Below are 10,708 nucleotides of genomic sequence, written 5' to 3' on the forward strand. Positions count from 1 at the left end.
GGCATCGGGCAGCGCGATCAGGAGGTTGCCGCCATAGGAGCGGCGCCACTGGTCGAGGATCTGATACGGCGCGAAGCGCAGCGCCTCGTCGTTGTCGGCGAGCGCCGCAGCCACCATCGGCAGTTCATGCGCGTTGGTGCCGATCGCTTCGAGATCATTGTCCATCGCCAGCAGCACGTTCGAGGTGCCGGTGAATGACGGGCCGAGCCCTTCCTTCACCGCCTCGACGCACCAGCGTTGCCACAGGAAGCCGTGCCGTCGACGCGTCCCAAAATCAGACAGCCGCAGGCCCTTCAACTGGCGCAGCCGCTCGACCTTGCTCCAGAGCTTTGCCTTCGCCCGGGCATAGAGCACGTCCAGCGCAAACCTGCCCTGCCCCTTCATCGCCGCCCGCGAGCGCAGCTCGTTCAGGATCGCCAGCGCCGGAATCTCCCACATCGTGGTGTGGGTCCAGGGTCCATGGAAGTGCAGCTCGTACTGGCCGTCGGCCTTGTGCAATTCGTAGTCGGGCAGGCGGAACGTCGACAGCCAGTTGATGAAGTCCGGCGAGAACATATGGGTCTTGCCGTAGAAGGTGTTGCCGGCGAGCCAGATCAATTCCTTCTTGGCGAAGCGGAGGGTGCGCGCATGATCGAGCTGCGCGCGCAGCTCGCCCTCATCGATGATCTCGGCGAGACGGACATGGCGGCTGCGGTTGATGACGGAGAAGGTGACGTGCTGGTCCGGGTAGCGTTCCCGGATCATCTGCAGCATCAGGAGCTTGTAGAAGTCGGTATCCAGCAGGCTGCGCACGATGGGATCGAGCCGCCAGCCGTGATTATAGGTCCTGTTCGCAATATCCGTAACGGTCATATCCAGACCTTAGCGCGGGCTATGGGCTGCAGCCAGTGGCCGCAAACGCATGAAGCCGCAATGCGGCTTGACAGTTGCATGCTTACGACAGGATGCCGGGGACGCCGGGATCGAAGCCGAGCACGGCCTCGGTCCATTTGGCCACCCGCAGCAGGTGCAGATCCTCGCGGTAGCGTCCGACGAGCTGGACACCGAGCGGCAGGCCGTTGGGGCCGAAGCCGGCCGGCATGGTCAGCGCGGGCACGCCGAGGAAGGTGAAGGGGGCGCAATAGCCGGCGTCGCCGGTGTAGTCGAGCCCGCGCGGCGCCTCGCCGAAAGCCGGCAGGCTCAACAGCGCGTCGAAGCCTTTTGTCTCGGCCGGGAACGCGGCCCGGCGCCGGTCCTGGGTCGCCCTGGCGCAGAGATAGTCGACGGCCAGCCTGGTCTTGCCGGTCGCGACATGCGTCTTCAGGATGTCGCTGGAGCGGTCCGGATAGCGCGCGACCAGATCGCCGAGGATGGCAGCCGCCTCGGCGAGCAGGATGGTGTTGATGGCCTCCGCCTCGGTATCGAGCTCGGCGAGCGCGAGCTCCTCGACCACGGCGCCGGCGTCGCGCAATCGCTCGACCACCGCATCGAACACCTTCTGCTGCTCGGGCTCGACCCGCGACCACTGTTTGAAACGAACGACGCCGAGCCGCGGTTTTTCCAGCGGCTGCACGCCTTGATCGGGATCGACGGCGAAGGCCGGCAGCGGCCGGCCATGCGGATCGCCGTCGCTCGTGCCCGTCAGCAGCGACAGTGCAAGCGCCACGTCATCGACCCGGCGCGCGAAGAAGCCGACATGGTCGAGAGAAGGGCTCAGGGGATGCACGCCGATCCGCGGGATCGCGCCGTAGCTCGGCTTCAGCCCGATCACGCCGTTGAAGGCGGCGGGCCTGATCACCGAGCCGAGCGTCTGGCTGCCGAGCGCCAGCGGCACCAGGCCGGCGGCGACTGCCGCGGCCGAGCCGGAGGAGGAGCCGCCCGGCGTGTGCGCGGCATTCCAGGGATTGACCGTCGGCCCGGGATGGCGCCAGGCGAATTCCGTCGTCACCGTCTTGCCGAAGATGGTCGCGCCGAGCTGGCGCAGCCGCTCGACCACCCAGGCGTCGGCGGCGGGAACCTGGTCGCGGTAGATCGCCGAGCCGTTGGTAGTCGGCATGTCCGAGGTCGCGATGATGTCCTTGATCGCGACCGGAATGCCGGACAGCGGACCCTGTCGCCGCTTCACGTCGACTGGAAGATATTCGAATGCTTTCAGCCGCGGCTCCAGTGCCTGTGCCTTGGCAAGGCAAGCCGCTGCATACTGATCCGCGGCGACCGTGTCGGTGCGGAACTGCCTCAGCAATTCCAGGACGCCGGCGCCGGCCTTGGGCGAAGGGGTTCGATCAGTCATCAGGCAGCTCCGGTTCAAACGCATGCGGACGACATGCGGTAGCACGGACTTCGCGACGTGAGCAGCTGCCGCGCCGCTTCCTCAGGCATGCAGAGCGAGTATCTCGCCGACCGGATCGAGATGCTGTGGCTTCCAGCCGAGCTCGCGCCTTGCCTTGGCATCGCTGAGAAGCTGATCGCGCGCATATCCCCTCGCCCACGCGCCGAGCTCGGCCGCGATCGCGGCCTCGGACACGATGTCGAGCTTCGGCTCACCGGTTCCGAAACGCCTGGCGAAGGCTCGCACGATCGCGCCGACCGGGACGCCGTCGATCGCGGCGCCGATATAGCTTGATCCCGAGGCCGCGCGTTCCAGCGCCAACGCATAGAGCCGCGCCAGATCATCCGCACGCACCAGCGGCCAGCGTATGGCTTCGTCTGCAACGATCCTGATCGGGCGCCCATCGCGGGCGTCGCGGGCGAAGCGGGTGAACACGCCACCGCCATCGGTTGCATAGACCATGGCGGGATGGATCACGACGCCTTCGATTTCGCGGGCCTTCAGCACGCGCGTGAGATGCGAGACCATCCAGGCGAAGGCCGGCAGCGGATCGAACGGGGTCTCCTCGTCGGCGATGTCGTTGCCAGTGGGGCCGTACAGCCAGCAGCCGCCGGTATAGATCAACCTCACTCGCGTCGGCTGCGACGCGAGGGCCGGCAACAGCACGTCGAGCAGACCTCCATCGACGGCTGCCATCTCCGTGCTGAAATCGCACGCCGCATGTATCACCGCCTCGATGTGAGGCAGGCGACGTATCCACGCCTCGGGCAAACCGATGTCGCCGGCAAGCGGCGTCGCGCCGGCGCTCGCGAGTGTTCGCGCCGACGCTTCCGATCGGGCGAGGCCGATCACCGAGTGCCCGCGCGCCACCAGCTCGCTCACGATGGCCGAGCCGATCACGCCGGTCCCGCCCAGGACGAGCACGCGCACGGTCACCTCCTTGCGTCACGCAGGCATGCGCAATTGTGGCGATATTTTAGCCGACCTTCACGCGGCCTGCGAATGTTGCGGCGCAAACGGCTATTGCGCGAATTCATCACGCGCTGGATCGGCGCGGAGACTTTCCCTGTCGTCTCATTCTTTCTTCCATCCCGCGACGTTCGTCGTGCGCGCTTCTCAGCGTGCGCGAATGTGCTAACATTTTCAGGTCTGATCGTCCTTCGACAGACTCCTTCAAGTTTGTCCCTCGAAAACGTCGCCAACAAAAATAGACACGGCCTTCAGCGGCTGCATCACGGGAGTGACGCAATGAAATCACCTTTCCATAAATCCGTCCTGACGCTCGCGGCGGTCGGCCTGCTTGCAGGCATGAACGCGGCGGGCGCCCAGGACAAAGACAAGGGCCGGGCGCTCAAGCACTACGAGTCCGGCAACAAGGAATTCTGGACCCATCCGCCAGATGACTGGTTCCTCGGCGACGAGACCGAGGCGCAGAAGGGATTGGCGCCGCCGTCCGGCCCGCCGACCGGTTCGTCGGATGCCGAACTCGACGCGCTGATCAAGAAGATCAAGCTGCCGGCGGGCTTCAAGATCGAGGTCTGGGCGTCCGGCGTGCTGGCCGCGCGGCAGATGGCCTGGGGCGACAAGGGTACGCTGTTCGTCGGCTCGTTCGGGCTCGGCAACGTCTATGCGATCGCCGACAAGGACGGCAAGCGCGAGGTGAAGACGGTCCTCAAGGGGCTGAACATGCCGACCGGGCTCACCTTCAAGGACGGCGCGCTCTACGTCATCGCGGTCGACAAGCTGATCAAGTACGAGAACGCCGAAGCCAATCTCGATCATCTCGGCGACGGCAAGGTGGTGTATGACGACATGCCGTCCTATGCCGCGCATGGCTGGAAATACATCGCGGTCGACAAGGACGGCTGGTTCTACATTCCGTTCGGACCGCCCTTCAACGTCGGCATTCCCCCGACCAGCGTCTCGCAGATCCGCCGGGTCGATCCGAATACCGGCAATGCGGAAGTCTGGGCGCTCGGCGTGCGCAACAGCGTCGGCGGCGATGTCGATCCGCGCACCGGCAAATACTGGTTCACCGAGAATGCCCGCGACTGGATCAGCGGCGACAAGCCGAGCGACAAGCTCAACATGATCGGCAAGATCGGCGAGCATTTCGGCTACCCCTATTGCCATGAGGGTGACCTGCCCGATCCGAAGTTCGCGATGGGCCACAAATGCTCGGAGTTCACCCCGCCGGTGCTCAACCTCGGCGCCCATGTCGCGCCGCTCGGCATGAAGTTCTATACCGGCGACCAGTTCCCGGCCGAGTACAAGAACAACATCCTGATCGCCGAGCACGGCTCCTGGAACCGGCACAAGTACCAGGGCGGGCGCATCATGCGCGTCATCGTCGGTCCGGACGGCAAGAACGCCAAGCAGGAAGTGTTCGCGTCCGGGTGGATCGAGGGTGACCAGGGCTATCTCGGCCGGCCCGACGACATCGTGCTCGCCAAGGACGGCGCGATCCTCGTCGCCGACGACTGGGCCGGCGCCATCTACCGTATCAGCTACAGCAAGAAGTAAGGCTGGACGGATCTGACGACCTGACCTTGGGCTGCGGTTGCCGCGCGGTGGCCGCAGCCTTCGTTTTGACACGCAAGCCGCGTCGTCTGAAAAAAACGGCATTACCAGGATCGCGCAGCGCGGGCGCGGCGTTGCCAGGTTGATATCGGAGGAACGACATGCGGCACGCCTTGGCTGGGACGTTGATTGTGGTATTGACCTGCTGCCCCCTCGCCCGCGCCGCCGACGTCGCAGCGATCAAGGAAAAGGCCGAAGTCTGCAGCGCCTGTCATGGCGCGAACGGCATCTCGCAGACCGAGAACATTCCTTCGCTCGCCGGGCAGCCCGATCAGTATCTGCAATGGCAGCTCGTGTTCTTCCGCGCCGGCTCGCGCAAGAACGAGCAGATGCAGCCGATCGTCGAGCAGCTCACCAATGAGGATGTGCGCAATCTCGGCGCCTATTTCGCGTCATTGAAACCGCCGGCGCCCCCCGAGCAGGACGACAACCCTGATCTATCGAAGAAGGGCGCGCAGGCCGCAGTCGGCCGCCGCTGCGCCTCCTGCCACACCGACAATTTCGCCGGCACCAAGGCGGTGGCGCGCCTCGCCGCCCAGCGCGAGGAATATCTCGTCAAGGCGCTGCTCGACTACAAGCAGAGCAAGCGGGTCGGGACGCAAGCGGTGATGTCCGACGTCGCCTATCCCCTGAGCGAGGAGGAGATCACCGCGCTCGCGCACTACCTGGCGCACCTGCCGCCCACTTAAGGCAGGTCCATCTGCAGTCCGTAGCGTGGGCTAAGGTGCGAAGCGCCGTGCCCACCACTGCATCAACAGCATGGCTTCGAATGGTGGGCACGCTCCTGCCTTTGCTTGGCAGGCTTTGGTGTACTTGGCCGCTTAGCCCACCCTACGATTCCTGCCGAGCTGTGAGCAATCACCCGCGCTGCTTTTCGTAGGCCTTCAGGTGGGTGTAGGCGGTGCGCAGGCGCGGCACCGGCACTTTGGCGGCGTTGCCGCGCGCGATCAGGTCGCCGACCACATGGTCGGCCTCGACCGGCATGCCGGCCTGGATGTCGCGGAACATCGAAGCGGTCATCGGCGAGCCTTCCGCGGTCAGCATCGCGGTCGTGCGCTGCATCGCTTCCGGACGCGGCGGGAAGCCCTCGGCGGTCGCCACCGCGCGGCATTCGTCGAGGATGCCGAGCAGGAAGTCCTTGCCGCCCGGCGACGCCAGGATCATGCCGACCGGCGCGCGCATCAGGCAGGTCGACGCCGCGATCGAGGCCAAAAACACCCACTTCTCCCACATGTCGAGCATGACGTAATCGCTGGCCCTGGCGCCGGAAACGCTCTGCAACATCTCGGAAATGGCGCGGATGCGATCGGACGATGTGCCGTCGCGCTCGCCGAAGGTCAGCGACTGCATCGGCGCGAGCTGGACCACCTCGCGGCTCGCGTTCAGCGTCACCGCGATGGCGCAGAGCCCGCTGAGCACGCGCTCGCGGCCGAACCGCTTGTCGAGGGCGTCGAGATGCAGCATGCCGTTGAGCAGCGGGATGATCGAGGTCGCGGGCCCGACCGCCGGCGCGAAGGATTTGATCGCGTCGTCGAGGTCATAGGCCTTGCAGCTCAGCAGCACGAGGTCGAAAGGGTCCCTGATCGCGTTCGCCTGCACCGTCGGCGGATTCGTCAGCGTGACGTCGCCGTTCGGGCTCTTGATGACGAGACCGGCGGAAGCAAGCTCCTGCGCGCGGCGCGGCCGCACCAGGAAAGTGATGTCTTTTCCCGCCTGCAGCATCCTGCCGCCGAAATAGCCGTCGATGGCGCCGGCGCCGACCACGAGAATGCGCATGAGATGGGTTCCTCATCTTTGCTGGGCAGGCAAGCGAATAGGGAGTAGCGAATAGAGCGGCGGCCGGCCATCCCCTATTCGCCGCTCCCTATTCACTATTCGCTCTCTCACCATTTCTCCCCGAACGGACGGATCTCCATCTCGAAGGTCCAGGCGCTCTTCGGCTGCTGGTAGAGCTGCCAATAGGCGCCGGCGACGGAGGCCGGCGGCATCAGCAGGTCCGGATTGTCGAGCGCTTCCTTGCCCCACAGCTTCTCGCGGCGCTCACGCACCCAGGCGGTGTCGACGCCGGAATCGATGATCAGGTGCGCGACGTGGATGTTCTGCGGCCCGAGTTCGCGCGCCATCGCCTGCGCCACCGCGCGCAGGCCGAACTTGGCGCTGGCGAACGCGGCAAAGCCGCTGCCGCCGCGCAGGCTCGCGGTCGCGCCGGTGAAGAAGATGTTGCCTCCGCCCCGCGGCAGCATCAATCGCGCCGCCTCGCGTCCGGCGAGGAAGCCGGCCCAGCAGGCCATCTCCCACACCTTGCGGAACACGCGATCGGTGGTCTCGAGAATCGGGAAATTGACATTGGCGCCGACATTGAAGATGCAGACCTCGAGCGGCGCGTGCCTGTCGGCATCGGCAAGGAACGCCGCGATCTCTTCCTCCTTGCGCGCATCCAGCGAGCGGCCGAAGATCGTGCCGCCCGCAGCCTGGACCTCCTCGATGAGCGGCGCAAGTTTTTCGCCGTTGCGCCGTCCGGCGAACACCGCAAAACCCTCGGAAGCAAATTTCCTGGCGATCTCGGCGCCGATATAGTCACCTGCGCCGATCACGGCGACCGTAGCGTTACGTTTTTGCATCGTGCTCTCCACATCACCGGAGCGTAGGGTGGCGAAGGCGCGCCAGCGCCGTGCCCACGTCCATCCACGTCGCCGCTCGTCGCGGTGGGCACGGCGCTTGGCGCCTTAGCCCACCCTACGCTATCCGCAATGACGGCTACCTGCCCGCCAGCATCTCCTCGACCTCGCGCAACTGCTCCTTGCCGAAGAACATTTCCTTCCCGACGAAGAAGGTCGGCGAGCCGAACGCGCCGCGCTCGACGGCACCTTGCGTGTTCGCGATCAGCTTGGCCTTGACGTCCGCCTCCTGCGCGCGTGCCAGGAGCTTCGCGCCGTCGAGGCCCGAGGCGTCGAACGCCTTCACCGCAACCTCCGGATCGTCCATCTTCTTCGGCTCGCGCCACATGTGGTGGAAGGCGGCCTCGACATATTTGTCGAACACGCCTTCGAGCTGAGCGGCGATCGCGGCGCGCATCAGGTTCAGCGTGTTGACCGGGAAGAACGGGTTCCGGACATAGGGGTCGACCTTGTAGCGCCTGACGAAGCGCTCGGTCTCGAGCGCCATGAATTCCGGCTTGTTCCTGACGCCGGCGAGCGTCTCGGCCGGCGATTTGTTGTTGGTGGCCTTGAAGATGCCGCCAAGCAGCACCGGCACATAGTCGAACCTCGCGCCGGTGCGCTGCTCGATCGCGGGAATCGCCTCGTGGCTGAGGAACGCGTTCGGGCTGCCGACATCGAACAGGAATTGCGGGGTCTTGCTCACGGGGCCTCCCTGGCGGGGTATTTGATATGATCCCTGTCATTCAACCAGCCCGGCGGCCGGCATTCAAGGATCAATTATCCGGCATGACCGTCGAAGGCGAGCCTGACCGCATGATCGCGGATGTCGGCCGGCCAGGGCGCGATCAACTCGGCGAAGCGGCGGCGGTCGTCGGCGAACAGCGCACGGATGGCCTCCTCGAAGTCGGGCAGATTGCCGGCCATCGCCGACATGAAATGATAGGCGGCATCCCTCGCCGCGCGCTGCCGGTCGGCATCGCCATTGCCGCGGCGGGCGGCATCCACCAGCTTGCGCAGCGCCACCGAGGCGCCGCCCGGCTGGTCGTTGAGCCACGCCCAGTGTCGCGGCAGCAGCGTGACCTCGCGCGCGACCACGCCGAGCTTGGGCCGGCCGCGGCCGCGCGGCTCGCTGGGCGGCGGGGTGTCCTCGGCGGCCGGCGTGCCCCCGGCAAGCCGGGCCAGCACAGCGGTTTCGTCGCCGCGCAGGTCGAGATCGATCGCGCGGCCCGTCGCATCGCTGAAGATCAGGATCGGTTCCGATCGAGGGCTTTCGGCGCGTTTGACGGCGAGCGCGACCTCGGGCAGAGGGCCCGTCGCGAGCCGACGTTGCCCTTGGAAGGTGGTGAAGGATTTGGACATGGAACTCTCTGGGTGTGGATTCACCCATTTATATCCGGGCATAAAGCGTTGGTCAATATTACCCGGGTAGATTTATTCTTAGGGCGAGCTTCGCCAACCGGCCGTCAGCCTGCTAGGTGCTCAGCCCTCGCATCGCGCCGGCAGGGGACATCATGCTGACAGTTCATCATCTCAACAATTCACGCTCGCAGCGGGTGCTGTGGCTCCTGGAGGAGCTCGCGGTGCCCTATGAGATCGTGCGCTATCAGCGGCAGTCCGACATGCGCGCGCCCAAGGAATTGCGCGCGATCCATCCGCTCGGCAAGTCGCCGGTCATCACCGATGCCGGCAACACCATCGCCGAGTCCGGCGCCATCGTCGAATATATCGTCGACAGCTACGGCGACGGCCGGCTGATCCCATTGCCAAGGACGCCGGAGCGGCTGCGCTATTGCTATTGGCTGCACTATGCCGAAGGCTCGGCGATGCCGCTGCTGCTGTTGAAGCTGCTGTTCGGATTGATGCCGAAACGCGCGCCGGCGCTGCTGCGTCCGGTGGTGCGCAAGGTCTGCAGCCAGGCCCTGACCGCGCTCGTCAATCCGCAGCTCCGCCAGCACATGGCGTTCTGGGAGGAGGAGCTGTCGAAGAGCCCTTGGTTCGCGGGCGACGAATTTTCCGCCGCCGACATCCAGATGAGCTTTCCGCTGGAAGCGGCAGCCGCGCGCGCCGGCCTCGACCAGGGCCATCCCAACGCCATGGCATTCCTCGAGCGCATCCATGCCCGCCCGGCCTATCAGCGCGCGCTGGAGAAAGGCGGGCCTTACGTAGTTGGGCGGTGACCTCCCGCTATCGCCGGCTAACCCGTCTTCTGCGCGTCGCCGACCGAAGGCAATGGCTGCACCGTCACGCCCGGCGGCGGCACGTCGTCGTCAGGTACGAAGAAATCCGACATCAGCGGCACCGACGGATCGACGCGATAGGGCTCGAAATCGCGCACGCCGCTCTCGTGGAGGACCTTGTCGTCGATGCAGAATCGACCGGTGAACTCCCGCGACGGTTTGGTGAGGATGACGTGGGCGGCCTCGCCCATGATCTCGGGCTTGCGGCTCGCGCGCATCATCGCGTCGCCGCCGAGCAGGTTGCCGACCGCGGCGGTGGCGATGGTGGTGCGCGGCCAAAGCGCGTTGACGGCAACACCGGCGCTTCGCAATTCGCCCGATAGCCCGAGCACACATAGGCTCATGCCGAATTTCGCCATCGTATAGGCGGTAGAGTGCTCGAACCATTTCGCCTGCATGTCGAGCGGCGGCGACAGCATCAGGATGTGCGGATTGGCCGCCTTCTTCAGGTGCGGAATGCAGTATTTCGAGACCATGAAGGTGCCGCGGGTATTGATCCCCATCATCAGGTCGAAGCGCTTCATGTCGGTGGCTTGCGAGGTGGTCAGGCTTATCGCGCTCGCATTGTTGACGCAGATGTCAATGCCGCCGAATTCGGCGACGGTCTTGTCGATCGCGTCTATCACCTGCGCCTCGTCGCGAATGTCGCAGACCACCGGCAGCGCCTTGCCGCCGAGGGCGACGATCTCCTTGGCGGCGCTGAACACCGTCCCGGGCAGCTTGGCATGCGGTTGCGCGGTCTTCGCCGCGAGGACGATGTTCGCGCCGTCCTTCGCCAGCCGGCAGGCGATGGCCAGGCCGATGCCGCGGCTGGCCCCGGAGATGAAGATCGTCCGGTTCCGGAATGTCATGTCGCCCCCGTCTCTGTCTTGTGGCGCGAGCGTTGTCCACATCGGCGCCAAAGTCAATCGCCACCGGTCGCG

11 protein-coding genes are annotated in these 10,708 nt (G+C 65.6%); 3 read left to right on the forward strand and 8 right to left on the reverse strand.

The genetic code is table 11. From position 1 onward, the window contains the following. The 3 genes from JOY90_RS06580 to JOY90_RS06590 all read right to left on the reverse strand — a co-directional run. The coding region (locus tag JOY90_RS06580) for a nicotinate phosphoribosyltransferase (RefSeq protein ID WP_291690341.1) at positions 1-852 on the reverse strand (852 nt) is incomplete at its 3' end. Positions 853-934: 82 nt separating this feature from the next. Then, complete coding sequence (locus JOY90_RS06585; protein WP_291690342.1) at positions 935-2,269, reverse strand: amidase; 1,335 nt, start codon at positions 2,267-2,269, stop codon at positions 935-937. Positions 2,270-2,350: 81 nt separating this feature from the next. Next, on the reverse strand, positions 2,351-3,238 hold the full coding sequence (locus JOY90_RS06590) for an NAD-dependent epimerase/dehydratase family protein (RefSeq protein ID WP_291690343.1): 888 nt from the start codon (positions 3,236-3,238) through the stop codon (positions 2,351-2,353). Positions 3,239-3,556: 318 nt separating this feature from the next. Between JOY90_RS06590 and JOY90_RS06595 the strand changes: the two genes are divergently transcribed. After that, entirely contained in the window at positions 3,557-4,831 is a 1,275-nt protein-coding gene (locus JOY90_RS06595) for a PQQ-dependent sugar dehydrogenase (protein WP_291690344.1), read from the forward strand. A 158-nt stretch (positions 4,832-4,989) separates the two neighbouring features. Next, the gene (locus tag JOY90_RS06600; RefSeq protein ID WP_291690345.1) at positions 4,990-5,577 is read left to right on the forward strand and encodes a c-type cytochrome; all 588 of its coding nucleotides are present in this window, start codon (positions 4,990-4,992) and stop codon (positions 5,575-5,577) included. Between the two features lie 169 nt (positions 5,578-5,746). On the opposite strand, the gene panE is transcribed toward JOY90_RS06600, so the two are convergent. The 4 genes from panE to JOY90_RS06620 form a co-directional block, all read right to left on the reverse strand. Next, on the reverse strand, positions 5,747-6,664 hold the full coding sequence (gene panE, locus JOY90_RS06605; RefSeq protein WP_291690346.1) for a 2-dehydropantoate 2-reductase: 918 nt from the start codon (positions 6,662-6,664) through the stop codon (positions 5,747-5,749). A gap of 107 nt (positions 6,665-6,771) precedes the next feature. Then, positions 6,772-7,509, reverse strand: a complete 738-nt coding sequence (locus JOY90_RS06610) for an SDR family oxidoreductase (RefSeq protein ID WP_291690347.1) — start codon at positions 7,507-7,509, stop codon at positions 6,772-6,774. 136 nt (positions 7,510-7,645) lie between these two features. After that, positions 7,646-8,251, reverse strand: a complete 606-nt coding sequence (locus JOY90_RS06615; protein WP_291690348.1) for a 2-hydroxychromene-2-carboxylate isomerase — start codon at positions 8,249-8,251, stop codon at positions 7,646-7,648. A gap of 74 nt (positions 8,252-8,325) precedes the next feature. Then, the gene (locus tag JOY90_RS06620) at positions 8,326-8,907 is read right to left on the reverse strand and encodes a DUF2239 family protein (RefSeq protein ID WP_291690349.1); all 582 of its coding nucleotides are present in this window, start codon (positions 8,905-8,907) and stop codon (positions 8,326-8,328) included. Positions 8,908-9,059: 152 nt separating this feature from the next. Here JOY90_RS06620 and JOY90_RS06625 point away from each other — a divergent pair, with 152 nt between their 5' ends. Next, on the forward strand, positions 9,060-9,725 hold the full coding sequence (locus tag JOY90_RS06625) for a glutathione S-transferase (protein ID WP_291690350.1): 666 nt from the start codon (positions 9,060-9,062) through the stop codon (positions 9,723-9,725). A gap of 17 nt (positions 9,726-9,742) precedes the next feature. Here JOY90_RS06625 and JOY90_RS06630 read toward each other — a convergent pair whose 3' ends face one another. Further along, positions 9,743-10,636 carry an NAD(P)-dependent oxidoreductase gene (locus JOY90_RS06630; RefSeq protein ID WP_291690351.1) on the reverse strand — a complete coding sequence of 298 codons (894 nt, stop codon included), beginning with the start codon at positions 10,634-10,636 and terminating at the stop codon, positions 9,743-9,745. Positions 10,637-10,708 lie beyond the last annotated feature (72 nt).

The organism is Bradyrhizobium sp., assembly GCF_019242285.1.
Classification (GTDB): Bacteria; Pseudomonadota; Alphaproteobacteria; order Rhizobiales; family Xanthobacteraceae; genus Bradyrhizobium.